Here is a 22,255-nt window from a genome sequence, read left to right as displayed (position 1 = left end):
AGGCGCGTGATGTCGGTCGAGGAACGGATGGGGATCGTGGCCGCGGCTCTACGCATCTGCGATCCCGTTCTTCCGGCCGACCGTGGCACCGGCGATGGGTGTTGCGCTCTGCACTGTCCGGGGTATTCCGGTGTGGTGAACTTTTCCCGCGCACTACGGTCCGCCGTCACGGGTCCGACCTTCCGGTGGACCTCCGCGCCGAGTGGCACCGCCCGCCACCCGGTCAGCATCACCACGGCATCGGTGTCACTCGAGCAACAGCATCGGGTCCGGGTGCGCAAGTACGTGATCGTGTCGTCGTTGAGGATCCTCGCGTTCGTGCTGTCGGCGGTGGTCTACGGCCTGTCCGGCAACCCGTGGGTGGCTGTGGCGATCATCGGTGCGTCCCTTCCCTTGCCGTGGATCGTTGCCCTGATCGTCGACGACCTGCCGCCGTGGGAGAAGGACGAGTCCCACGGTAGCGGGTGAAGCGTCTGACCAGGACGATCACCAGAAGCGACTCCCGGGCACACCCTTGAACGGGCCCACCACCCGATCGGTGATCCACCCGCCGTAGAAGCCCCCCGTCTGGGGCCGAACCCGCTCGCCGTCGACGAAACAGCCGTCCATCGATCCCGGCATGACCGCAACGTGCCCGACGAGAGATTCGTACCCGGCGACCGGCCGGGGATAGTGCCACGCCGCACGCTCGGCGACGTGTCCGCCCGCGACGACGTCGAAATAATCCGCCCGCCCCTTCCACTCGCACACCGTGCTCCCGGCAACCGGATGCAAGACCCCCTCGGCGAAACACGTGCGCGGCAGGTAGTACGTCGGCGGGTGGCTCGTCTCGAGCAGACGCAGCGGGTTGCGCGTGCGTGCGACGAGTTGCCCGCCGAACCGCACCTCCACCAACTCGCCGCTCGGCTGGACCACGGGTGGCCGCGGGTAGTCCCACACCGATTCCTGTCCCGGACCGACGGGGTCCGGGATCGGGTGGCCGCTCGTCATGCCGAGGTGCTGATCATCGCGAGGTATCCCACGGGGTCGCGCCAGAAGGCGGTGATCAGGTCGGCGAGTGCGGCCGGGTCGGCGATCAGGGGTGTGATGTGGCCGGCGCCGTCCACCGTGGTGGCCGCGGCGTGCGGCATCGTCGCCGCGGCGGCCCGTGCCTGCTCGAGGGAGATCATCGTGTCTGCGCGGGGGACGACCATCAGCGTCGGCGCCCCGATCCGGGGGAGGAGAGGGTCGAGGCCCTTGCGGTGCAGCATGATCGACTGCATCGCCTGGTGCATGCCGCGTCGCGGAGCCTGCCGGAAGCTGCGGGAGACGGCCCGGAATTGTTGCGGGTGCGTTCGTGAAAGCTCCTTGCCGAGAAGGACGTTCATCACCGCGGTGGTGAGCGGTGGAATCGGTCCGGCGATGCGGTAGGCCCACACCATCGGCACGATCCTGGCGCGTTCCCTGCGGGTGAGGGCCTGGGTCGGTGTCCCGATGGTGACCACGGTGCGGCACCGGTCGGGAGTGTCGGCGGCCGCGACGAGTCCGACGTGTCCACCCCAGGCGTTGCCCACCCAGTCGGCGGGCTCGGTGACGTCGAGCGCGTCGAGGACGGCGATTGCCGCCGTAGCGCACTCGTCCATCGTGAACCGCCGCTGTACGGCTGTGCTGGCCCCATGGCCGGGTCCGTCGATCGAGATCAACTGCCGGTGCGCGACCAGATGGCTGCGCAGGGGCGCCCACGTCGTCGAGTCGACGAAAAGGCTGTGCCACAGCACGGTCGGCGGCCCGCTGCCGGTGACGTGGACGGCGAGGTTCCCGACGCTCGTCGGGACGGTTCGGGTGATCGATTGTGTGTCCATGGGATGCCCCAGGTGCGTGATGTCGAGTATTGCTTCGGAAACCGAAACTTCGGTAACCGTAGTATTCTCCTGTGTCATGGAACGGTCAAGAGGTCTGCCGTCCGATCGGCCGGCGGTGGGGCAGCTGCTGGTTCGTTTGCTGCACGAGTTCCGCCGGGAGTTGAGCGAGCCCATGGCGGAACGCGGTTACGGCGACATCCGCCCGCCGCATCTACAGATCTTCGGCAACATCGGCTGGGAGGGCCGGCGATTGACGGAGATCGCCTCCCGTGCCGAACTGAGTCTGTCCGCCGCGTCCGAACTCATCAACGATCTCGAGGACCTCGGGTACGTCGAGCGGATTCCGGACACGCGGGACCGGCGGGCGAAACTGGTCGTCCCGACCGCGCGGGGACGGCAGGCGCTGCAGGACGCCGCGGTGCGGGTCGCCGAGATCGAGCACCATTGGGGCGGCATCGTCGGCCACGACCGGTTCGACGACGCCTGCTCCGTGCTCAGTTCCCTGCTGGACGAGTTGAGTCCCGAGGACCGCTGACGGTTGGCGGCGGGGCCGCGGCGCGGACGAGTTGGTCGTGGCGCAGGGCGATCTGGGTTTGTGTCGCGATGACGGTCGACGAGCGTAATACGTTGTGCCCGTCGACGATCGAGTTGATCACCCGCTGCAGGTCCGCGTGGGTACGCGCCACCACGCGGACCAGGACGTCGCCGGCCCCGGTGATCGTGTGCGCCTCGAGCACTTCGGGGATGGCGGTCAGGTGCTCGACGACCGCGGCGTGCCCGTTGCCCTGGGCGATCTCGAGGGTGGCGAACGCGACCACCGGAAACCCCAAGGCCTCCGGGTCGAGGGTCGGTGCCGAACTGGTGATCACGCCGGTGCGTTCGAGCCGGTCGAGTCGCGCCTGGACGGTGCCGCGCGCCACTCCCAGGCGTCTCGACGCCTCGAGCACCCCGACCTTCGGCTCGGCGTGGAGCAGGTCGAGCAGTGCCGCGTCGAGTCGATCGATGCTCATGGCGTCCCTGGTCAATATGTAGCGTCGAACCGTATTTTCATCCAGCATCCTGTACAGATTGAGCAGCGTCAAGAGGCGCCGTTGCGCAGTGATGTGTGCTGGATCACAGTGGGATATGACTATCTCCGACATTCGCCTGACGCCCCGCGAGGTGGCCGCACATTTGGAGACCGACGAGCTCCGGCAGTTGGTCGGGCTCGTCGAACACGACGACGCGTCAGATCCGTTTCCCGTGGTCGCGATGGATGCCGTGGTATTCGCGTGCGGCAACGCGACGCAGAGCATGCAGTACTTCGTCTCCACCTGGGGCATGACCCTCGTCGCCTACGCCGGGCCGGAGACCGGTCAGCGCTCGCACAAGTCGTTCGTCCTCGAGTCCGGGTCGGCACGGTTCGTGCTGCACGGCGCCGTCGATCCGACCTGCCCGCTCGCGGACCATCACCGGGCCCACGGCGACGGCGTGGTGGACCTGGCCATGGAAGTTCTCGACGTCGACCGCTGCATCGCGCACGCACGCTCGCAGGGCGCCACCATTCTCGAGGACCCGCGCGACGTCACGGATCAGTTCGGTACCGTGCGGCTCGCGGCGATCGCCACGTATGGCAGCACCCGGCACACCATCGTCGACCGCAGCCGGTACGACGGCCCGTATCTGCCTGGATTCGTCGCGCGCTCCAGCGGTTTCGCGGCGCGACCGGGTAAGCCCGAGCGGTTGTTCCAGGCGCTCGACCACGCCGTCGGCAACGTCGAAATGGGCCGGATGGATCACTGGGTACGGTTCTACAACCGGGTCATGGGGTTCACCAACATGGCCGAATTCGTCGGCGACGACATCGCCACGGAGTACTCGGCGCTGATGTCGAAGGTCGTGGCGAACGGCAATCACCGGGTGAAGTTCCCGCTCAACGAACCCGCGGTGGGAAAGAAGAAGTCGCAGATCGACGAATATCTCGAGTTCTACGGTGAGCCGGGCTGCCAGCACCTGGCCCTCGCGACCGGAGACATCCTCGCGACGGTGGACGCGCTGCGGGCCGAGGGCGTCGAATTCCTGAACACGCCCGACGCGTATTACGAGGACCCGCAGCTGCGTGCCCGGATCGGCACGGTGCGGGTGCCGGTGGAGGAACTGCAGAAGCGCGGAATCCTCGTCGACCGCGACGAGGACGGATACCTCCTGCAGATCTTCACCACACCGCTCGGCGACCGGCCGACCATCTTCTTCGAGCTGATCGAACGGCACGGTTCGCTCGGGTTCGGGGCGGGCAACTTCCAGGCCCTGTTCGAATCCATCGAGCGTGAGCAGGCGGCCCGCGGCAATCTGTGAACCTCCGATCGGCACGCAGTGCATCATCGACTGATGGAGGACACGGATCGGGGAACGTTCGCAGGGAAGGTCGCTCTCGTCACCGGGGCGTCCTCGGGGCTCGGGCACGCCGTGGCCCGGCTCCTCACCGACCGGGGCGCCCGCGTGTTCGGGGTCGCGCGGGACGGGGATGCGCTGCGGCAGGCCATGATCGAGATCGCCGGACCGGAGGCCGCGGGGCACTGTGCGCCGGCGGACGTGGCGTCGCCGGAAGCGTGCAGCGGGGCCGTGGTGGCCTGCGTCGACGGGCTCGGCGGTCTCGACGTCCTGATCAACGTCGCCGGTTCGCACACCCTCCGGCACACCGCGGACGTCACGGACGAGGACTGGGCGCGCGATCTCGCCGTGAACCTGAACGGGCCGTTCTACCTGTCGCGGGCAGCGTTGCCGCATCTGCTCGAACGCGGAGGCAACATCGTCAACGTCGCATCCGTCGCCGGACTGCAGGGGCAGGCGTACTCGGCCGGCTACTGCGCGGCCAAGCACGGACTGGTGGGCCTCACCCGCGCGATGGCACTCGAATTCACCGGCACACCGCTGCGGATCAACGCCGTCTGCCCGGGCGGGATGATGACGCCGCAGGTCACGAACTTCGCGTTCCCCGACGGTGTCGATTTCGAGCTCGTCATGAAGTCTGCCTCCCCGAGAGGGCTGATGGAACCCGAGGACGTGGCGAAGACGGTGGCCTTCCTCGCATCCGACGACGCCTCCGCCATCCACGGAGCCGTGTACTCGGTGGACAACGGGAAGATGGCATGAGTCTCGTCCAAGGTCCGATCTTCCAGATCTGCTGGGTCGTCGACGACATCGAGTCGGCGGAGCGGCACTTCACCGAACAGCTGGGCGTCGCGCGATGGCTGCGGCTCCCGGACGTGCACTTCGGACCCGAGCACTGCACCTACCGCGGGCAGCCCGCCGACTACGTGGTCCACGTGTCGCTCGGATACGCCGGCGGACAGCAGCTCGAACTGATCCAACCGGTGTCGGGACGCAACCTCTACACGGAACAGCTGGAGACCAGCGGTCCCGGCGTCCATCACGTGGCCTGGGTTCCCGAAGACTTCGAGGCCACCGTCGCCGAGGCCGGACGCCGGGGACTGCCGGTGGTGCAGCGCGGCCGGTTCGAGGGCGTCGGGATGGAGTTCGCGTACCTCGAGGGCGGCCCGCTCGGCGGTTACGTGGAACTGATGAAGCTGTCCGAGGAGATGCGGGCGATGTTCGCCTCGCTCGTCCCGGAATCGCCCGGCGCGACGGATCGGGCAGAGTGATCCTGGCCACCCACTACACCCTGTCGTTGGCAAATTCGACAGAACTGGGACACTGGAGGCCGTGACTGTTTCCTCCGGTGACCCCGACGTGCACGCATCCCGCTCCGCCCAGCTCTTCGAGAGGGCTGATCTGGTCATTCCCGGCGGCGTCAACTCCCCGGTGCGGGCCTTCCACTCGGTCGGCGGCACCCCCCGGTTCATCAGGGAAGCGTCCGGTTACACGCTCACCGACGTCGACGGCAACGACTACGTCGACCTCATCTGCTCGTGGGGACCGATGATCCTCGGGCACGCGCACCCCGCCGTCGTCGAGGCAGTGCAGAAAGCGGCCGCCACCGGCCTGTCGTTCGGCGCACCCACCGAGGGCGAGATCGAACTGGCCGAGGAGATCGTCGGCCGGGTCGCGCCGGTGGAGAAGGTGCGCCTGGTCAACTCCGGCACCGAAGCCACCATGAGCGCCGTCCGCCTCGCCCGCGGTTTCACGGGCCGAACCAAGGTCCTCAAGTTCTCCGGCTGCTACCACGGACACGTCGACGCCCTGCTGGCCGACGCCGGTTCGGGGCTCGCCACGTTCGGCCTTCCGACATCGCCCGGCGTGACGGGCGCGCAGGCCGAGGACACCATCGTCGTTCCCTACAACGACCTCGACGCCGTCGCCCAGGCCTTCGCCGCGAACGAGGGCGCGATCGCGTGCGTCATCACCGAGGCCGCCGCCGGCAACATGGGCGCAGTGGCGCCGCAGCCCGGATTCAACGAGGGCCTGCGGAAGCTGACCAGCGACAACGGCGCGCTGCTCATCATGGACGAGGTGATGACCGGATTCCGCGTCAGCTCCGCCGGCTGGTACGGACTCGACGGCGTCGCCGGTGACCTGTACACGTTCGGCAAGGTGATGAGCGGTGGTCTGCCCGCCGCCGCATTCGGTGGCCGCGCCGACGTCATGGCGCATCTCGCCCCGGCCGGACCCGTCTACCAGGCAGGCACCCTGTCCGGGAACCCCGTCGCCGTCGCCGCCGGGCTCGCCAGCCTGCGCGCCGCCGACCAGGGCGTGTACGACGCACTCGAGCGCAACAGTGCCACCCTGCGGACCCTGCTGTCCGACGCGCTGACCGCAGAGAGCGTGCCGCACCGGGTGCAGACCGCTGGGACGATGCTCAGCGTGTTCTTCAGCGAGGACCCGGTGACGAACTACGCCGAGGCCAAGGCCGCCCAGACCTGGCGCTTCCCGGCGTTCTTCCACGGGCTGCTCTCACGCGGTGTGTACCCGCCGCCGAGCGCGTTCGAGGCGTGGTTCGTCTCCGCCGCCATGGACGACAGAGCATTCTCGATCATCGCCGACGCCCTGCCGCACGCCGCGAAGGCCGCCGCCGCGGCCGTCCAGCCCTGACGTGTCCTCCCCCCTCGCAGCCGGCAGCCTTGCCGCCGACACCCACCCGCCCTCCCGTCCCGACCCGAGGAACCGCAACGTGACCGAAGCCGATCATCCCGACCACACACAGACCCGCACCATCGTGCACGTGCTCCGGCACGGCGAGGTGCACAACCCGCGAGGAATCCTCTACGGCAGGCTCCCCGGGTTCCGGCTGTCGGTGACGGGTGAGGCGCAGGCCCGCGCGGTGGCGTCGGTGCTGGCCAAGCACGACATCACGCACGTGGTGTCCTCGCCGCTGCAGCGGGCGCAGGAGACGGCGGTTCCGATCGCCGACGCGCACGGCGTCGAGATCGCGACCGACGAGAACCTCATCGAGGCAGGCAACGAATTCGAGGGCCTCAAGGTGTCCGTCGGCGACGGCGCGCTGTCCCGTCCCCGGCACTGGTGGAAACTGCGCGACCCGTTCACACCGTCCTGGGGTGAGCCGTACCTGCAAATCGCGCACCGCATGCTGGCCGCCGTCAACAGCGCCCGCGTGTCGGCGGTGGGCCACGAGGCCGTCGTCGTCAGCCACCAGCTCCCCGTCTGGACCCTCCGCCGATTCCTGCAGGGGGAGCGGCTGTGGCACGACCCGCGGCACCGCCAGTGCGGTCTCGCGTCGCTGACGTCCCTCGTCTACGAGGGCGACACCCTCATCGACATCGTGTACTCGGAGCCCGCGGGCGCGTCGGATCCGAGGGTGACCGGGGCATGAGTCGGGGGCGCTTCGCCGGGCTTCTCGCGGTGATCTGTACGGCCGCGGTGTCGCTGTCGGCGTGTGCGTCCGGCGACGACGCCGTGGCCCAGGGCGGCACGTTCGACTTCGTGTCGCCGGGCGGACAGACGGAGATCTTCTACGACCCGCCCGCCGACCGCGGCACCATCGGCACGGTGTCCGGACCCGATCTGATGACCGAGGGCAAGACCACCTCGCTCGACGATTTCGAGGGGCAGGTCGTGGTCCTCAACGTGTGGGGGCAGTGGTGCGGCCCGTGCCGGGGTGAGGCCAACGACCTCGAGCAGGTGTACGAGGAGACCAAGGATCAGGGAGTGTCGTTCCTCGGGATCAACGTGCGGGACAACCAGCAGGACAAGGCGCAGGACTTCGTGATCGACAACAAGGTGTCGTATCCGTCGATCTACGACCCCGCCATGCGGACGATGATCGCGCTGGGGCAGAACTACCCCACGAGCGTCATCCCCACCACGATCGTGCTCGACCGGGACCACCGCGTGGCCGCGGTGTTCCTGAAGGAACTGCTCGCCGAGGACCTGAAGCCGGTGGTCGAACGGGTGGCGCAGGAATCGTGAGCACCAGCACTACCCTTCTCGCCGGTGGCGTCGGCGACGCCTTCCAGTCCACTGCTGCATCCGGACCGCTGCTGCTCGCGCTCGGCGCGTGCGTCCTCGCCGGTCTGGTGTCGTTCGCGTCGCCGTGCGTCGTGCCCCTCGTGCCCGGATACCTGTCCTACCTCGCGGGTGTGGTCGGCGCGGACGCCCCGGCCGTCACCGCGGAGGAGGCGGCCACCCGCACGAAGACGGTCGCCGACGGTCGGCTGCGGGTCGCGGGCGCCGCGGCCCTGTTCGTCGCCGGTTTCACCGTGGTGTTCGTGCTGGCCACCGCGTCCGTGTTCGGCGCCATCTCGGCGCTCGCGATCAACCGCGACATCCTGATGCGGGTCGGCGGGGTGGTCACCATCGCCATGGGCCTGGTGTTCATCGGCCTGATCCCGGCCCTGCAGCGCGACACGAGGCTCGAGCCGCGCCGCATCTCCAGCCTGGCCGGGGCCCCGCTGCTCGGTGCCGTGTTCGCACTGGGCTGGACCCCGTGCCTCGGCCCCACCCTGGCGGGTGTCATCTCACTGGCCGCAGGCACCGACGGTGCCACCGCCGCCCGCGGAGTGGCCCTGATCGTCGCGTACTGCCTCGGCCTCGGGTTGCCGTTCGTGATCCTGGCGCTCGGCTCGTCCCGGGCGCTGCGCGGTGTCGGCTGGCTGCGCCGCAACGCGCGCACCATTCAAATCTTCGGCGGAATCATGCTGGTGGCCGTGGGCGTCGCCCTCGTCACCGGCGCGTGGGACCAGTTCGTCGGCTGGGTTCGCGACGCCTTTATCTCGGAAGTGACCCTCCCTATATGAGCGACACCCAGATTTCCGAGGCCCCGGAAGCCGCACCGGTGCCCCGTCAATCGCTGCCGGGCCGCGCGTTCGCGGTCGTCCGCAACACCTGGCGTGGCCTCACGTCCATGCGCACGGCGCTGGTGCTGCTGTTCCTGCTGGCCCTCGCGGCCATTCCCGGCGCGCTGCTCCCGCAGCGCAGCCTCAACGCGGGCAAGGTCGACGAATACATCTCGAATCGGCCGACCCTCGGTCCGTGGATGGACAAGCTCGAGCTGTTCGACGTGTTCGGCAGCTTCTGGTTCACCGCGATCTACGTCCTGCTCTTCATCTCCCTCGTCGGCTGCATCCTGCCGCGCTGTGTCGACCACGCCAAGGCGCTGCGCACCCGTCCGGTGCCTGCCCCGCGGAACCTCGCGCGACTGCCGCACCACCACGAGGACCGCGTCGACGAGACGCCGGAGGAACTCGCCGCCCGCATCCGCACCCACCTGAAGGGGTGGCGGGTCGAGACCCGCGCGGGCGGGGAGCGCGCCGCGCACGACGGCGAGATCACCATCTCCGCGGAGAAGGGCTACTTCCGCGAGCTCGGCAACCTGGTCTTCCACCTGTCGCTCGTGGCGCTGCTCGTCGCGATCGCCGTCGGCAAGCTGTTCGGCTACGAGGGCAACGTCATCGTGGTCGCCAACAACGGTCCCGGCTTCTGCACCACGTCGCCCGCGGTCTTCGACTCGTTCAAGGCGGGCAACACGCAGGACGGCACCGGCATGACGCCGCTGTGCGTCAAGGTCAAGGACTTCGCGGCCGACTACCTCGACAGCGGTCAGGCCGAGATGTTCACATCCAACATCGCCTACCAGGCCGGCGACGACCTCGAGACGAACACGTGGCGGGACGGACAGTTGCAGGTCAACCACCCGCTTCGCGTCGAGGGCGACCGCGTCTACCTGCAGGGGCACGGGTACGCGCCGACGTTCACCGTCACGTTCCCGAACGGGGAAACCCGCACCGAGACGCTGCAGTGGCGTCCCGACGACGCGACGACGTTCCTCAGCAGCGGTGCGATGCGGTTCGACCCGCCCGGCGGCATGTACACCGACACCGACGAGCGCCGGAAGAATCAGATCGCGATCGAGGGACTGTTCGCCCCGACCGCGCTGTTGCACGGCAATCTGCTGGCGTCGAGCTACCCGGCCATGAACGACCCGGCCGTCGCCATCGACATCTACAAGGGCGACACCGGCCTCGACACGGGCAATCCGCAGTCGCTGTTCTCGCTGAACACCGAATTGATCAACCAGGGCCGGCTCGTGAAGCAGGACCGGGTGAATCTGAAACCGGGGGAGAGTTCGACGCTGGCCGACGGCACCCAGGTGCGGTTCGACGGTGCCGTGGACTTCGTGAACCTGCAGGTGTCGCACGACCCGGCCCAGCAGTGGGTGCTGGTGTCGGCGCTGACGATGATGGCCGGACTGCTCGTCTCGCTGCTGGTCAAGCGTCGCCGCGTGTGGGCCCGCATCTACCCCGCGGACGCGTCCGATCTTGACCCACGACGTACTGTAGTAGAGCTTGGTGGACTCGCCCGGACCGATCAGGCCGGCTGGGGCGACGAGTTCGGCCGACTCTGCACCCGTCTGCTCACGGACGACACGAAGCCTGACGCGCAGGAGAGCCAACGATGACGACCAACGAGACACTGGCGCAGTACAGCGACTGGGCCTTCCGATCTGCCTTCACCGTCCTGGTGCTGGCACTCGTGCTGCTCATCGTGCAGTACGCGTCCACCCGGGCGCAGGCAGTGCAGGACCGGGAACTCGTGTCGGCAGGCTCCGGTGCACGCTCGGCCGACGCGCCCTCGGTGCCCGGTCGACTGGTCGAGCAGCCGAAGAAACCCATGTCCGAGCGCTTCGGCGGCATGGGCGCGGCCGTGCTCGTCGTCGGCACGGTGCTGATCTTCGCGTCGATCGTGCTGCGCGGATTCGCGACCGAGCGGTTCCCGCTCGGCAACATGTACGAGTTCGTCACGATGGCCTGCGCAGCGGCACTCGTCGTCGGTCTCGCACTCCTGTCGAAGCCGGCGTACCGGTCGATGTGGGTGTTCCTGCTCGTCCCCGTCCTGATCCTGATGTTCCTCGCCGCCACCGTGCTGTACGCGGACGCGGCACCCGTGGTGCCCGCACTGCGGTCGTACTGGCTGCCCATCCACGTCACCATCGTGAGCGTCGGTTCCGGTGTGTTCCTGGTGTCGGGCATCGCGAGCCTGCTGTTCCTGCTGCGCATGCGGTACCCGCGCGGCGAGGAAGGAACGGGCGTGTTCGCGCGGATCGCGGAGCGGCTACCCGACGCGCAGACCCTGGACCGGCTGGCATACAAGACCACCATCATCGGGTTCCCGCTGTTCGGCGCGGGCGTCATCCTCGGCGCCATCTGGGCCGAGGCCGCCTGGGGCCGATTCTGGGGCTGGGACCCCAAGGAGACGGTGTCGTTCATCGCCTGGGTGATCTACGCCGCCTACCTCCACGCCCGTGCGACGTCGGGATGGCGCGACACCAAGGCCGCTTGGATCAACGTGGCGGGCTTCGTCGCGATGCTGTTCAACCTGTTCATCATCAACATGGTGGTGTCGGGATTGCACTCGTACGCGGGCCTCAACTGACGGTAGTCACCGACTGATATCCTTCCGCCGCGACGTCTCCGATCGGTGTGATTCGGAGGGGACGATGGAGACTTCACGAGGGGGATGTTGAGTCATGTCCGAAAACAACGCCGGCATGTGGGAGCCGGTACGGCCTGCATCGAATCCGCCCGGGGACGACCACGCATCGGCCGCCGCGTGGAACGCCGCGCGGCAGGCTCCGTACGTTCAGCCGCAGGGTCCCAACCCGTTCGCGCAGCCCGGTGTCCAGGCCCCGGCCGCCGCACCCGCGCGGCCGCAGACCCAGGCCCCGGCCGCCGCACCCGTCCCGCAGCAGGCCCCGGCCCCGCAGCAGACTCCCGTGCAGGGAGCGTTCACGCCGCCGCAGCAGGCGCCGGTCCAGCACGCACCCCAGCAACCCCGCCCGCACACCACGAATGCCGATCAGCAGTACGCGGTGTCGGCGCGTGACCTGTCGACGTCGCTGCTCCTCAAGCAGGTCAAGCCGGCCCCCACCACGGGATGGCGCAAGGCGCTGTACCAACTGTCCGGCCGCTACATCAACGTCGGCAACAGCGCGAAGGAACAGCGCCGGATCGAGCTGACCAAGCAGGTCAACCAGCCGCTGCAGGGCTGCTACAAGATCGCGCTGCTGAGCCTCAAGGGCGGAGTGGGCAAGACCACCACCACCGCGACCCTCGGCTCCACGTTCGCGTCACTGCGCGGCGACCGCGTCATCGCCGTCGACGCCAACCCCGACCGGGGCACGCTCAGTCAGAAGATTCCCCTCGAGACCCCGGCCACGGTGCGCAATCTCCTGCGCGACGAGCAGAGCATCGAAAAGTACAGCGACGTCCGCAGTTACACGTCGCAGAGCCGGCACCGGCTCGAGGTGCTCGCGTCCGACAGCGACCCGGCGGTGTCGGAGGCGTTCAGCGCGGACGACTACTCGCGGACCGTCACGATGCTCGAGAAGTTCTACAGCATCGTCCTCACCGACTGCGGCACCGGACTGATGCATTCCGCCATGCAGACCATCCTCGAAGAGGCCGACGCGCTCGTGGTGGTCAGCTCGGGGTCCGTCGACGGCGCCCGCAGCGCCTCCGCGACCCTCGACTGGCTCGACGCCCACGGATACCGCGAACTGGTGTCCCGGTCGGTGGCCGTCGTCAACGCAGTCCGCCCGCGGTCGGGCAAGGTGGATCTGCCGAAGGTCGTCGAGCACTTCGAGCAGCGGTGCCGCCTGGTCCGGCTGATTCCGTTCGATCCGCACCTCGAAGAGGGCGCCGAGATCGAACTGGAGCGACTGCGTCCCAAGACGCGCAACGCTCTTCTCGAACTGGCCGCTGCGGTGGCGTCGGACTTCCCGGCGTCCAGTTTCGCGCTACAGGATCGTCGCTGAGGCAATGAGACCGAGGGTGCCGGATCGACCGGCACCCCGGCTTCGGCTCACCCGGCGGGGTCCGCCGGACCGGCATCGGGTTCGTCGGACTTCTTCCGACGGGTCTCCCGATCGACCTTCCAGAGGAAATCCGGATCGTCGTCGGGTCCCTGCACCCGATTGCTGAGCACGGGCCTGGTGTTCGGGCCGAACGCCTTCCAGAGCAGGACCGCCACTGTCACGAGCCCGATGAGTGCCAACAGATAGATCACCGCGCACCTCCTTACACCGCTCGAGGGTAGCCGGTATCCCTGAGCGTAGCCGCGTCGGCGGCAGAGGGCACTTATCCGGTCGCAGGGCGTCCGGGTAGTGCGGTCGCGGTCAGCTCTACGGCTGCCCGCCCAATATCAGGGTCGGCCCGCCTCCGTCGTCAGGGAGCGGAGCAGCTGCATGACCTCGGCCTCGCGGAAGCGGCGGTGCCCGCCGGGGGTGCGCAGCGATCCGAGCCGGCCCGCGTGCGCCCATCGCGTCACGGTCTTCGGGTCGACATGGAACAGGGCAGCCACCTGGCCCGGGGTCATGAGGGCTTCGTTGGATCCGCTGAATCCGGGTCCGTTGTAGGTGGGTGCGCTCACGACGGTCCTCCACTGCTTTCGACTGGTCTGTGCTGAAGCCGGCCGCTGTTGCGACTGATCTCGGTCATCGTGACATCTGGCCCCCCGGGTACTCGAACGATCTAATGTTGGTAAAGGGGAGGTAATAGACAAATCGGATAAGTCGGACGTGTGAGGGGCGGGCTCGGCGATGGGTAACCTGGGAGCGTGAGTGAGTCATCCGAGAAGCCAGAAGACCAGGTCGAGCGCCCCGTCACAGCCGATTCGAGCGCACCGGCGAAGCAGGACGGGCGGGTGACCAAGGGGCAGCTGGCGCGCGACGTCGCGATCTATTCGATCGCCCGGCTGCTGCTGGTCGTCGTCATCGGCGCCATCATCCTCGGGGTGGCTGCACTAGTCGGAGTCGCCGTGCCGCTGCTCGTCGCCGCCATCTTCGCGGTCCTCATCGCACTCCCGCTGTCGCTGCTGCTGTTCGCGAAACTCCGCCGGCGGGTCAACGAGGGGATCGCCGCGTTCGACGCGCAGCGTCGCGCCGACCAGGCCGACCTGCGTGCCAGGCTCCGCGGTGAGGGCACGTCCCGGTGACGGACGGCGACTGCGTCGTCATCGACCGGAGCTTTCCGCGTGACTGGGTGGACAACGCTGTCCGTCTCATCGACGCCGACGCGCAGCGCAGCGCCGACACGCACCTGCTGCGGTACCCGTTGCCCGTCGAATGGGGTGTGCAGCTCTACCTGAAGGACGAGTCGACCCACATCACGGGCAGCCTCAAGCATCGGCTGGCCCGATCGCTGTTCCTCTACGCGATCTGCAACGGATGGATCACCGAGGGGACCACGGTCATCGAGGCGTCCTCGGGGTCCACGGCCGTCAGCGAGGCGTACTTCGCGAAGATGCTCGGACTCGACTTCGTGGCCGTCATGCCGCGCAGCACGAGCGGCGCGAAGATCGCCCTCATCGAGGCGCAGGGCGGTCGCTGCCACTTCATCGACCGGCCGCCGGAGATCTACAGCGAGGCCCGACGGCTCGCCGCGGAGACGGGCGGTCACTTCATGGACCAGTTCACGCACGCGGAGCGGGCCACCGACTGGCGGGGCAACAACAACATCGCCGAGTCGATCTACCACCAGATGATTCGTGAAGAGCACCCGGTGCCGCAGTGGCTCGTCATGAGCGCCGGCACCGGCGGCACCAGCGCGACGCTGGGCCGGTACATCCGCTACCGCAGGCACGCGACCCGGCTGCTCGTGGTGGATCCGGAGAACTCGGCGTTCTTCGGCGGCTACGACACCAACTCCTGTGACTACGCGACGGGGATGCCCTCGCGCATCGAGGGCATCGGCAGGCCGCGGGTGGAGCCGTCGTTCGTCGGGCAGGTCATCGACCGGATGATGCGGGTGCCCGACGCCGCGTCCATCGCGGCGGCTCGGCACGCCAGTTCGGTGCTGGGTCGCCGGGTCGGCGGTTCCACGGGCACGAACCTGTGGGGTGCGTTCACCGTCGTCGCGGAGATGCTCGCGGCCGGACGGTCCGGCAGTGTGGTCACGATCCTGTGCGACGGCGGCGAACGCTACGCGGACACCTACTTCGACGACGACTGGGTGGCCGGGGAGGGTATCGACCTCACCGGTCCGACCGCGGTGCTCGACCGCTTCGCGGCGACCGGGGAGTGGCCCGGTCAGCCCGGCTGAGGCGCGGTCGCGCCGGTACGCACCGGCGCCGTCACCGGGCGGGACATCGTGACCCGCGGCCACGCGGCGAGGCCGTGCCGGGCCTCGTCGGCGCGGATGCGTGACAGGCCCGGGGTCAGGGCGTCCTCCGGCAGGGGGCGGAAACCCAGCCGCTCGTAGTAGGGGGCGTTCCACGGGACGTCGACGAACGTGGTGAGGGTGAGGGCGGGCAGCCCGCGGACCGCCGCCCACGACGAGATCTCGTCGAGGAGCAGGGCGCCGAGGCCCTGACGGGCGTGGCCGGGGTGGACCGACACCTGCTCGATGTGGGCGGCCCCGTCGACCACGGCGACGAGTGCGTATGCGACCGGGGCATCGTCTGCGTCGACCGCGACCCAAATGCATTCCAGCTGGAGGTATTCGGTCAACTCGTCGAGTGTGAACGGGGGATCGTCGGCGACGGCGTCCATTCCGATGTCACGAAACGGCGCTCCCGCCGCGATTTCGATGTCTTGCAGGACGGGCAGGTCGGTGGAAATGGCCGGGCGGATCACAGGTCTTTTGTACCCGAAATCGTGCTGTTCGCACAGTTTCCCTGCACTTTCCCAAACTTACTCCACCGTAGGCTACGCAACCGTAGGTTGGTAGCCTGGCGATAGGACGACGGAGTGGGGACGAGCATGGACAAGCCCGAGGTAACTCTCGAGAACTACGAAGCGGTGTACGCGTACTACCGCGACCATCAGCAGAATCGGATGCTCGCCAAGCTGGCGTACGCGTCGCTGTATGCGAAATACCGGCCGCGGGTCGTGTACGCGGACGACGCGAAGGCGCAGCTCGCCGGGCTCGTGAAGTCCGGCAGGGTGCTGATCGTCGCCGCCAATCACATCACCCACAGCGACCAGTACACGCTTGCGGCCACGGCCTGGAACACGCCGTTGCGCCGCGCGATCGGACGCACCCGGGTGCTCGCCAAAGACGAATTGTTCGTCGACCCCGACTTGCACAAGAAGGTCGACATGATGGGCGGCATCCCGGTGTTCCGCAGCAAGAACTACGGGCTCCGGGCGGTCGCCGACGCGGGCCGCCTCATGATGGACATCTCCTCCGAACGGCTCTGTCGCGGTGACAACCTGGCGATCTTCCCCGAGGGCACGTGCAACGAGGACGACCCGACCCGCCTGCAGCACATCAACAGCGGAATCGGTCACATCGCGAAACGTGCGGCAGATCGCGGAGTCTCACCCGTGCTGCTGTCCATCGGCATCAGTTACGGGCCGGACGCCCACGGGCCCGACCCCGAGAACGTGAAGTCGGCCAGCGTCTTCGTCGGGGAACCGCTGTTCGACCTCCCGGCGAAGCCGATGGACATCGCCCACGTCGTGCAGAAGGAACTGCAGATCGCCGTCGACGGGGCGGTCGCCGCGTACTGACGGCCGCCCCGAGATCTGTCAAGGCGGGTTGACACCCGGTCGGTGTCAATCTAAATTGACATGCATGACCGAAGCAACCACGCTCGCCGCAGCGGCGGGCAGCCCCGACCCCGCCGAGGGGTTGCGGGCCGTGCGTGCGCTGCGGCGTCTCCTCGAACGGCTCGAGGCCATCCAGGTCGCCAACGCCCGCGCCCAGGGCTGGTCCTGGCAGGCGATCGCCGATTCCCTCGAGGTGAGCAGGCAGGCCGTCCATCAGAAGCACAATCGGAGAGGGAGGTAACGGCGCATGTTCGAACGATTCTCGACGGACGCCCGGGCGGTGGTGATCGGCGCGCAACAGGAAGCGCGCGCACTGAAGTCGCCCCAGATCGGGCCCGAACACCTCGTACTCGCGCTGCTGTCCGCGAAAACCGAACCCGTCCACGGCATCCTCGCCGACGCCGGCGTCGAGGAGGAGACGTCGCGATCGACCGTCGCGACCCGCGGCACGGCCTTGAGCGACGCCGACGCGGAAGCGCTCGAATCGATCGGGATCGACCTCGACGCGGTGCGGCAGAGCCTCGAGCAGAACTTCGGCAAGGGCGTCCTCGATCCCGAAGAGCCGGCGGAGAAGCGCGGCTGGTTCGGCCGGAAGTCGGGGCACATCGGGTTCACCCGCGACGCGAAGAAGGCGATCGAACTGTCACTGCGGGAGGCGCTGGCGCGCAAGGACGATCACATCGGCGCCGAGCACATCTTCCTCGGAGTGCTGCGAGTTGCCGACGGCACGACACGGGAGATTCTCGAGGTCCAGGTCGGTGTCGGCGAACTCCGACGTCGCATCCACGCGGCACTCGACGACCGCGCGGCCTGACCATCCCGGTCCCGGGTTATCCAGTTCCCGTTTGTCCGAACGATGTGCCAGCATGCACCCATGACCTTCTTGGTACGCCTCGTCATCAACGCGTTCGCGATCTGGCTGGCGGCAGCCTGGGTGTCGGGCATCGACATCTCCAGTTCGGGCAACGGAACCGGCTGGGACATCGTGGTGCTGCTCGGCATCGCGGCGGTGTTCACCGTCGTCAACATCTTCGTCAAACCACTGGTGAAGCTGCTGTCGCTGCCGTTGCTGATCCTGACGCTCGGCCTGTTCACCCTGGTGATCAATGCCCTGATGCTGCTGCTCACCGCATGGCTGAGCTCCCAGACCGATTACGGCCTGACAATCGACGGCTTCTGGACCGCCGTATGGGGAGGCCTGATCATCTCGATCGTCAACTTCATCCTCGGCATCGTCCTCCCGGACGGCGACTGACCCGGCGGCCGCTCAGGCGACCAAGAGGGCCACAGCGGTGGCGGCGCCCCAGATCAGCATCGCCAGCCCCGAATCCCGAAGCGCCGGAATCAGTGCGAGGCCCAGGCCGCCGGAGCGGACCGGCGCGTTCGCCCGGACGGCGAGAGGCAGCGCGAGCAGTCCGACGAGCGACCAGGGGGTGCGCAGCACCAGGACGAGCGTCACGACGAACGGGACCGTCAGCGTGACGAGATGCAGGATGCGGGTACGCGAGTCGCCGAGCCGGACGGCGAGCGTGCGCTTGCCGGACTCGGTGTCGGTGGGAATGTCCCGCAGATTGTTGGCGACGAGAACCGCGCTCGAGAACGAACCGACGGCGATCGCGGACACGAGACCGGCCCAGTCCACCGTCTCGGCCTGCACGTACTGGGTGCCCAGCACGGCGACGAGACCGAAGAACACGAAGACGGCGACCTCGCCGAAGCCGCTGTACCCGTACGGCTTCTTGCCGCCGGTGTAGAACCAGGCGCCCACGATGCAGAGGGCGCCGATCAGCACGAGCCACCACGCGGTGGTGGCGGCGAGGACCAGACCGGCCACCGCGGCGACGGCGAAGCAGGCGATGGCCGCAGCCTTCACCGCCGACGGTTTCACCAGCTTGGACCCGACGAGCCGCAGCGGGCCCACCCGCTCGTCGTCGGTGCCGCGGATCCCGTCCGAGTAGTCGTTGGCGAAATTGACGCCCACGATCAACGCGAGAGAGACCACCAGTGCCAGTACTGCCTTCCACCACACCGCGCCGCCGAGCGACGCCGCGGCGCCGGTGCCCACGAGCACCGGGGCGATCGCGTTCGGGAGGGTGCGCGGACGAGCGCCTTCGATCCATTGAGCAGCCGTTGCCATGCACCGATCTTTGCACCGTGCGAGAAGACGCCCGCACCCACGCCGTGCAATACCATCGAACGCGGTGGACCAGCACATGAGCGTGGACGAGAGAGTGGCACCGGCAAGCACACCGATCCAGGTCGCCTTGTTGGGTGAGATATCGACGTGGCGATCGGGCGTGCTCGCGCCGCTGCCCGGCACCCGCGCGCGCAGCCTGCTGGTCGCTCTCGCCCGCGATCCCGGCCGGAGCCGGTCGGCGCAGGCCCTCATCGACGAGGTGTGGGGCGAGGATCCGCCGCGGTCCCCGATGAATGCGTTGCACACGCAGGTCTCCCGTCTGCGCGCGGCGTTGCCGGACGGAGCGCTGGAGATCGGCCCGGCCGGTTACCGGCTGGCGGTGCCCAGGGATGCCGTCGATCTGACGCGCGCGGAGGACGTGGCACGCCGGCTGAGAGGCCGGGGGAACGGTCGCAGCGTCGGGCCGGACGAGATCCGCGATGCGCTCGCGTTGTGGCGGGGCGACCCGGGCGCGGACCTTCCCGGGGGTGCCGCCGCAACAGAACTCGCCGCCGATGCCGCAGTGATCCGGGGGCAGCTCGAGGCCGCGGAACTGGCGGCGCTGGTGGCGGCCGAAGACTGGGACGCCGCCCTCCCGAAGGCGCTGGCCCACGTCGCCGCAGAACCGCTGGACGAGCAGGGGCACGCGCATCTGATGCGGGCGCTCGCAGGGCTCGGGCGGGACAACGAGGCGCTGGACGTGTTCGCGACCTTCCGCAAGCGGATGGTGTCCCGGCTGGGGGCCGATCCGTCGCCGGCGCTCGTCGCTCTGCACACCGAGATCCTGCGGGGCGGACGTCCCGGTGCTGTGGCGGCTCCGCTCCTCGCGTCGCCGGACCGGACGGCGATCGGGCTCCGCGCGGCACCCAACGCCCTCCTGGGACGCGACTCGGACATCGCGGAGATCGAGCGGTTGCTCACGTCTTCGCGGGTGGTGACCATCCTCGGGCCCGGCGGTGCCGGCAAGACGCGACTCGCGCACGAACTGGGTGCGCGGGCCGCGGCGGGGACGTCCGTGGCTCTGGTGGAACTCGCGTCGCTGCGCAGCAGCGAGGACGTCGTGGCGGCGATCAGCAGCACGCTCGGGCTCAGCGAGGTCGACATCGCGCCGGGCCGGCTCACCGTCAGCCGCGTCCATTCGGCGCGGGAACGGCTGCGGGAAGCGTTGTCGGCAGGGCCGATGCTCCTGATCCTCGACAACTGTGAGCACGTCATCGGCGCGTGCTCCGAGGTCGTGGCCGACCTGGTGGCGGCCGGCGACCAGCTGACGGTCCTCGCGACCAGCCGATCACCCCTGATGCTCGCGTCCGAGGCCGTGTACCCGCTGCCGCCGCTCGCGATCGACGAAGACGACGCGCCCGCCGTGCAACTGTTCACGGCGCGGGCCCGCGCGGTGCGGCCCACGGCGCGTCTCGACCCGGAGGCGGTGCGCAGCCTCTGCCGCACCCTCGACGGTCTCCCGCTCGCGATCGAACTGGCCGCCGCGCGGGTACGCAGCATGAGCGTCGAGGACATCGGCCGACGGCTCGAGCATCGGTTCGCGCTGCTGCGGTCGCACGACCCGACGTCGCCCGAGCGGCACCGAACCCTGCACGCCGTCATCGATTGGAGCTGGCAGCTTCTGGGCGAGCAACAGCAGATCGCGCTGCGCAGACTCTGCCGGTTCCCGGCGGGGTTCACCCTCGACGCCGCCCGGACGATCGCGGAGTGGGACGGCGTCGATGACGTCGTGGATGCGGTCGAGGGCCTCGTGAATCAATCCCTGCTGTCCGTGTCGGAGACGTCGGACACGCTGCGCTACTACATGCTCGAGACGGTGCGCGAGTACGGCGAGGAGCAGCTCGCGTCGGCCGGCGAGGAATCGGAAGTGTTTGCTCGCCAAGGGGTCTGGGCCGGCCGGTTCGCGTCGGAGGCGCTCCGCCGGTGCCGATCCGACCAGGTTGCGCTCGCGGACGACATCGACGCCGACCACGACAACCTGCTCGCGGTCCTGCGGTGGGCGGTCGAGCGCGACGACGCGGAGACGGTGGCAACCGTGTTCCCGGTGCTGGGCGGCCTGTGGGCCATTCGGGGCGCGCACTCGGAGGTGATGAACTGGACGCCGCGGATTCTCGGGTCGACGGCGGCCGCAGACCTGACGGACGTCGGTTCGGAACTGGTGGCGTACACGTTCCTGCTCGCGGCGATGCACTTGGTGTTCGGTGGCCAGACGCGCACGCTCGCCCGGGCCCGGATCCGGCTGCGTCACCTGCTCCGGGACCGCCCCGACCTTCCGTCGGTCACCTCGTTCGCGGTGCGGCTCATCCTGTCGCTGGGTTCGGGACGGCGCCTGGCCAGGGTCGTCGCGGACGGGGTGCGGTCGGACGATCCGGAGACCCGCGCGGCCGCGTTGTCCGCGCGGGCCAGCATGCGGGAGAACCTCGGCGACTTCCGCGGCGCGATGAGGGATGCCGCGACGGTGTCCGAACTGTGCGGGGCGATCGGTGACGTGTGGGGCACGGCGATGGCGTCGCAGTTCCTCGGTTCGCTGCACAGTCAGTCCGGGCGCTACCGGCACGCGGTGCGGCACTATCAGGACGCCGTCGAGGGCATGCGGAAGCTGGGTGCGCAGGAGGAGGCGGATCAGTTGTGGGGCTTCCAGGCCTCCGCGCTGATCGCCGACGGTGATGTGGAGGCCGGCCGGAAAGTGCTGGCCGAGACGGTACTCGAGCATCGCGGTGCGGGCACCGGGACCGACGACCACCAGCCGGACGAATGGCGGGCCGCCGCCACCGGCAGTCTCGCGGAAATCGATCTCGCGGACGGCGACGTCGAACGCGGGCTCGCCCGCTACCGTGAGGCGCTGGACATGGTGTATCCCCGGATGCTGTCCGAGCCGTACGCCGATCCGTTCGGAATGATGCTGGCGGCGTCGGTGGTGTGCGCCCACGTGCTGCACGGCCGGTCCGAGATGATGGTGGAGTTCGTGCCGAAGCTCGCGGAGGCAGCGCTGTCGAGGCTGGGACAGGCTGCCTACCAGGATCTGCCGGTCACCGGGGCCGTGGCGGCCGGGGTGGGGTGCTTCGAGCTCGCGCACGGTGATTCCGATCGTGGCCTCGCGTTGCTGGCATTGTCGGCCCGGGCCCGGGCGCGGCAGGACATCGCGTCGCTGCGACACCCCCGGCACGTCGCGTTCGCAGTCGAGCACGTGGGGGAGGACCGCTGGGAGTCGGCGCAGAATCGGTTCGGCAACTGGTCGCGTCGTGCGGTGCGCGCCGAAATCCTGGACATGCTCGCCAGTTCGAGCTGAGTGCCGGT

The 22,255-nt window shown here is 68.8% G+C and carries 26 protein-coding genes; 19 read left to right on the top strand and 7 right to left on the bottom strand.

Annotated elements, in window-relative coordinates; genetic code table 11:
- Positions 1–9: 9 nt before the first annotated feature.
- Positions 10–468 (top strand): DUF3099 domain-containing protein, encoded by a 459-nt coding sequence (locus HGB39_RS13175; protein ID WP_005258359.1) that lies wholly within the window; start codon positions 10–12, stop codon positions 466–468.
- 18 nt (positions 469–486) lie between these two features.
- Here HGB39_RS13175 and HGB39_RS13170 read toward each other — a convergent pair whose 3' ends face one another.
- Entirely contained in the window at positions 487–990 is a 504-nt protein-coding gene (locus HGB39_RS13170; RefSeq protein WP_005566486.1) for a DUF427 domain-containing protein, read from the bottom strand.
- The gene (locus HGB39_RS13165) at positions 987–1,841 is read right to left on the bottom strand and encodes an alpha/beta fold hydrolase (RefSeq protein ID WP_005566487.1); all 855 of its coding nucleotides are present in this window, start codon (positions 1,839–1,841) and stop codon (positions 987–989) included. Before HGB39_RS13165 ends, HGB39_RS13170 begins: the two co-directional genes overlap by 4 nt.
- Before the next feature lie 76 nt (positions 1,842–1,917).
- Between HGB39_RS13165 and HGB39_RS13160 the strand changes: the two genes are divergently transcribed.
- The gene (locus tag HGB39_RS13160; RefSeq protein ID WP_206031912.1) at positions 1,918–2,376 is read left to right on the top strand and encodes a MarR family winged helix-turn-helix transcriptional regulator; all 459 of its coding nucleotides are present in this window, start codon (positions 1,918–1,920) and stop codon (positions 2,374–2,376) included.
- On the opposite strand, the gene HGB39_RS13155 is transcribed toward HGB39_RS13160, so the two are convergent.
- On the bottom strand, positions 2,336–2,851 hold the full coding sequence (locus tag HGB39_RS13155) for an Lrp/AsnC family transcriptional regulator (protein WP_007300753.1): 516 nt from the start codon (positions 2,849–2,851) through the stop codon (positions 2,336–2,338). The two genes, HGB39_RS13160 and HGB39_RS13155, sit on opposite strands and share 41 nt — an antisense overlap.
- A gap of 115 nt (positions 2,852–2,966) precedes the next feature.
- On the opposite strand from HGB39_RS13155, the gene hppD reads away from it, so the two are divergent.
- The 10 genes from hppD to HGB39_RS13105 all read left to right on the top strand — a co-directional run bounded on the left by hppD (position 2,967) and on the right by HGB39_RS13105 (position 13,047).
- On the top strand, positions 2,967–4,175 hold the full coding sequence (gene hppD / locus HGB39_RS13150; protein WP_005566490.1) for a 4-hydroxyphenylpyruvate dioxygenase: 1,209 nt from the start codon (positions 2,967–2,969) through the stop codon (positions 4,173–4,175).
- Positions 4,176–4,208: 33 nt separating this feature from the next.
- A complete protein-coding gene (locus HGB39_RS13145) occupies positions 4,209–4,973 on the top strand; it encodes an SDR family NAD(P)-dependent oxidoreductase (protein WP_005566492.1) in 765 nt (254 codons plus the stop codon).
- On the top strand, positions 4,970–5,482 hold the full coding sequence (locus HGB39_RS13140) for a VOC family protein (protein ID WP_005566494.1): 513 nt from the start codon (positions 4,970–4,972) through the stop codon (positions 5,480–5,482). The genes HGB39_RS13145 and HGB39_RS13140 overlap by 4 nt, the downstream gene beginning before the upstream one ends.
- A 61-nt stretch (positions 5,483–5,543) precedes the next feature.
- Entirely contained in the window at positions 5,544–6,869 is a 1,326-nt protein-coding gene (gene hemL, locus HGB39_RS13135) for a glutamate-1-semialdehyde 2,1-aminomutase (RefSeq protein WP_005566496.1), read from the top strand.
- 79 nt (positions 6,870–6,948) lie between these two features.
- Positions 6,949–7,608, top strand: coding sequence for a histidine phosphatase family protein (locus HGB39_RS13130; protein ID WP_005566498.1), 660 nt, complete (start codon positions 6,949–6,951; stop codon positions 7,606–7,608).
- Entirely contained in the window at positions 7,605–8,204 is a 600-nt protein-coding gene (locus HGB39_RS13125; RefSeq protein WP_005258349.1) for a TlpA disulfide reductase family protein, read from the top strand. Before HGB39_RS13130 ends, HGB39_RS13125 begins: the two co-directional genes overlap by 4 nt.
- Positions 8,201–9,031, top strand: a complete 831-nt coding sequence (locus tag HGB39_RS13120) for a cytochrome c biogenesis CcdA family protein (protein WP_005252012.1) — start codon at positions 8,201–8,203, stop codon at positions 9,029–9,031. Before HGB39_RS13125 ends, HGB39_RS13120 begins: the two co-directional genes overlap by 4 nt.
- Positions 9,028–10,692, top strand: a complete 1,665-nt coding sequence (gene resB, locus HGB39_RS13115) for a cytochrome c biogenesis protein ResB (RefSeq protein WP_005566500.1) — start codon at positions 9,028–9,030, stop codon at positions 10,690–10,692. Before HGB39_RS13120 ends, resB begins: the two co-directional genes overlap by 4 nt.
- The gene (ccsB, locus tag HGB39_RS13110) at positions 10,689–11,666 is read left to right on the top strand and encodes a c-type cytochrome biogenesis protein CcsB (RefSeq protein WP_005566502.1); all 978 of its coding nucleotides are present in this window, start codon (positions 10,689–10,691) and stop codon (positions 11,664–11,666) included. The genes resB and ccsB overlap by 4 nt, the downstream gene beginning before the upstream one ends.
- A 94-nt stretch (positions 11,667–11,760) precedes the next feature.
- Positions 11,761–13,047, top strand: a complete 1,287-nt coding sequence (locus tag HGB39_RS13105) for a MinD/ParA family ATP-binding protein (RefSeq protein ID WP_064080650.1) — start codon at positions 11,761–11,763, stop codon at positions 13,045–13,047.
- 47 nt (positions 13,048–13,094) lie between these two features.
- Here HGB39_RS13105 and HGB39_RS13100 read toward each other — a convergent pair whose 3' ends face one another.
- Complete coding sequence (locus HGB39_RS13100) at positions 13,095–13,298, bottom strand: hypothetical protein (protein WP_005252018.1); 204 nt, start codon at positions 13,296–13,298, stop codon at positions 13,095–13,097.
- 135 nt (positions 13,299–13,433) lie between these two features.
- On the bottom strand, positions 13,434–13,661 hold the full coding sequence (locus tag HGB39_RS13095) for a BldC family transcriptional regulator (RefSeq protein ID WP_005252019.1): 228 nt from the start codon (positions 13,659–13,661) through the stop codon (positions 13,434–13,436).
- A gap of 186 nt (positions 13,662–13,847) precedes the next feature.
- Here HGB39_RS13095 and HGB39_RS13090 point away from each other — a divergent pair, with 186 nt between their 5' ends.
- Positions 13,848–14,225, top strand: a complete 378-nt coding sequence (locus HGB39_RS13090; protein WP_005258331.1) for a DUF4229 domain-containing protein — start codon at positions 13,848–13,850, stop codon at positions 14,223–14,225.
- Positions 14,222–15,331, top strand: coding sequence for an L-cysteine desulfhydrase Cds1 (cds1, locus tag HGB39_RS13085; RefSeq protein WP_054248133.1), 1,110 nt, complete (start codon positions 14,222–14,224; stop codon positions 15,329–15,331). The genes HGB39_RS13090 and cds1 overlap by 4 nt, the downstream gene beginning before the upstream one ends.
- On the opposite strand, the gene HGB39_RS13080 is transcribed toward cds1, so the two are convergent.
- Complete coding sequence (locus HGB39_RS13080) at positions 15,319–15,864, bottom strand: GNAT family N-acetyltransferase (RefSeq protein ID WP_005258327.1); 546 nt, start codon at positions 15,862–15,864, stop codon at positions 15,319–15,321. The two genes, cds1 and HGB39_RS13080, sit on opposite strands and share 13 nt — an antisense overlap.
- Positions 15,865–15,990: 126 nt before the next feature.
- Here HGB39_RS13080 and HGB39_RS13075 point away from each other — a divergent pair, with 126 nt between their 5' ends.
- From HGB39_RS13075 to HGB39_RS13060, 4 genes are all read left to right on the top strand, one after another.
- Entirely contained in the window at positions 15,991–16,743 is a 753-nt protein-coding gene (locus HGB39_RS13075) for a lysophospholipid acyltransferase family protein (protein ID WP_005563677.1), read from the top strand.
- Positions 16,744–16,807: 64 nt separating this feature from the next.
- Entirely contained in the window at positions 16,808–17,023 is a 216-nt protein-coding gene (locus HGB39_RS13070; RefSeq protein ID WP_005258323.1) for a hypothetical protein, read from the top strand.
- A gap of 6 nt (positions 17,024–17,029) precedes the next feature.
- Positions 17,030–17,596 (top strand): Clp protease N-terminal domain-containing protein, encoded by a 567-nt coding sequence (locus HGB39_RS13065; protein ID WP_005563675.1) that lies wholly within the window; start codon positions 17,030–17,032, stop codon positions 17,594–17,596.
- Positions 17,597–17,656: 60 nt separating this feature from the next.
- A complete protein-coding gene (locus HGB39_RS13060; RefSeq protein ID WP_005258320.1) occupies positions 17,657–18,037 on the top strand; it encodes a phage holin family protein in 381 nt (126 codons plus the stop codon).
- 12 nt (positions 18,038–18,049) lie between these two features.
- Here the strand turns inward: HGB39_RS13060 and HGB39_RS13055 are convergent, their stop codons facing one another.
- On the bottom strand, positions 18,050–18,919 hold the full coding sequence (locus HGB39_RS13055) for a 1,4-dihydroxy-2-naphthoate polyprenyltransferase (RefSeq protein ID WP_005563673.1): 870 nt from the start codon (positions 18,917–18,919) through the stop codon (positions 18,050–18,052).
- A 76-nt stretch (positions 18,920–18,995) separates the two neighbouring features.
- On the opposite strand from HGB39_RS13055, the gene HGB39_RS13050 reads away from it, so the two are divergent.
- On the top strand, positions 18,996–22,247 hold the full coding sequence (locus HGB39_RS13050; RefSeq protein WP_064080651.1) for an AfsR/SARP family transcriptional regulator: 3,252 nt from the start codon (positions 18,996–18,998) through the stop codon (positions 22,245–22,247).
- The last annotated feature ends 8 nt before the right edge of the window (positions 22,248–22,255 follow it).

Source organism: Rhodococcus opacus (genome assembly GCF_012396235.1).
Classification (GTDB): domain Bacteria; phylum Actinomycetota; class Actinomycetes; order Mycobacteriales; family Mycobacteriaceae; genus Rhodococcus_F; species Rhodococcus_F opacus.
Note: the sequence above shows the minus strand (reverse complement) of the source record. Positions and strands in the feature narration are given on the sequence as shown.

Bases quoted from the DNA above. Each gene is read 5' to 3' on its own strand.
- HGB39_RS13175 (WP_005258359.1), top strand. From the start codon at position 10: ATGTCGGTCGAGGAACGGATGGGGATCGTGGCCGCGGCTCTACGCATC.
- HGB39_RS13170 (WP_005566486.1), bottom strand. From the start codon at position 990: ATGACGAGCGGCCACCCGATCCCGGACCCCGTCGGTCCGGGACAGGAA.
- HGB39_RS13165 (WP_005566487.1), bottom strand. From the start codon at position 1,841: ATGGACACACAATCGATCACCCGAACCGTCCCGACGAGCGTCGGGAAC.
- HGB39_RS13160 (WP_206031912.1), top strand. From the start codon at position 1,918: ATGGAACGGTCAAGAGGTCTGCCGTCCGATCGGCCGGCGGTGGGGCAG.
- HGB39_RS13155 (WP_007300753.1), bottom strand. From the start codon at position 2,851: ATGAGCATCGATCGACTCGACGCGGCACTGCTCGACCTGCTCCACGCC.
- hppD (WP_005566490.1), top strand. From the start codon at position 2,967: ATGACTATCTCCGACATTCGCCTGACGCCCCGCGAGGTGGCCGCACAT.
- HGB39_RS13145 (WP_005566492.1), top strand. From the start codon at position 4,209: ATGGAGGACACGGATCGGGGAACGTTCGCAGGGAAGGTCGCTCTCGTC.
- HGB39_RS13140 (WP_005566494.1), top strand. From the start codon at position 4,970: ATGAGTCTCGTCCAAGGTCCGATCTTCCAGATCTGCTGGGTCGTCGAC.
- HGB39_RS13125 (WP_005258349.1), top strand. From the start codon at position 7,605: ATGAGTCGGGGGCGCTTCGCCGGGCTTCTCGCGGTGATCTGTACGGCC.
- resB (WP_005566500.1), top strand. From the start codon at position 9,028: ATGAGCGACACCCAGATTTCCGAGGCCCCGGAAGCCGCACCGGTGCCC.
- ccsB (WP_005566502.1), top strand. From the start codon at position 10,689: ATGACGACCAACGAGACACTGGCGCAGTACAGCGACTGGGCCTTCCGA.
- HGB39_RS13105 (WP_064080650.1), top strand. From the start codon at position 11,761: ATGTCCGAAAACAACGCCGGCATGTGGGAGCCGGTACGGCCTGCATCG.
- HGB39_RS13075 (WP_005563677.1), top strand. From the start codon at position 15,991: ATGGACAAGCCCGAGGTAACTCTCGAGAACTACGAAGCGGTGTACGCG.
- HGB39_RS13070 (WP_005258323.1), top strand. From the start codon at position 16,808: ATGACCGAAGCAACCACGCTCGCCGCAGCGGCGGGCAGCCCCGACCCC.
- HGB39_RS13065 (WP_005563675.1), top strand. From the start codon at position 17,030: ATGTTCGAACGATTCTCGACGGACGCCCGGGCGGTGGTGATCGGCGCG.
- HGB39_RS13060 (WP_005258320.1), top strand. From the start codon at position 17,657: ATGACCTTCTTGGTACGCCTCGTCATCAACGCGTTCGCGATCTGGCTG.
- HGB39_RS13055 (WP_005563673.1), bottom strand. From the start codon at position 18,919: ATGGCAACGGCTGCTCAATGGATCGAAGGCGCTCGTCCGCGCACCCTC.
- HGB39_RS13050 (WP_064080651.1), top strand. From the start codon at position 18,996: ATGAGCGTGGACGAGAGAGTGGCACCGGCAAGCACACCGATCCAGGTC.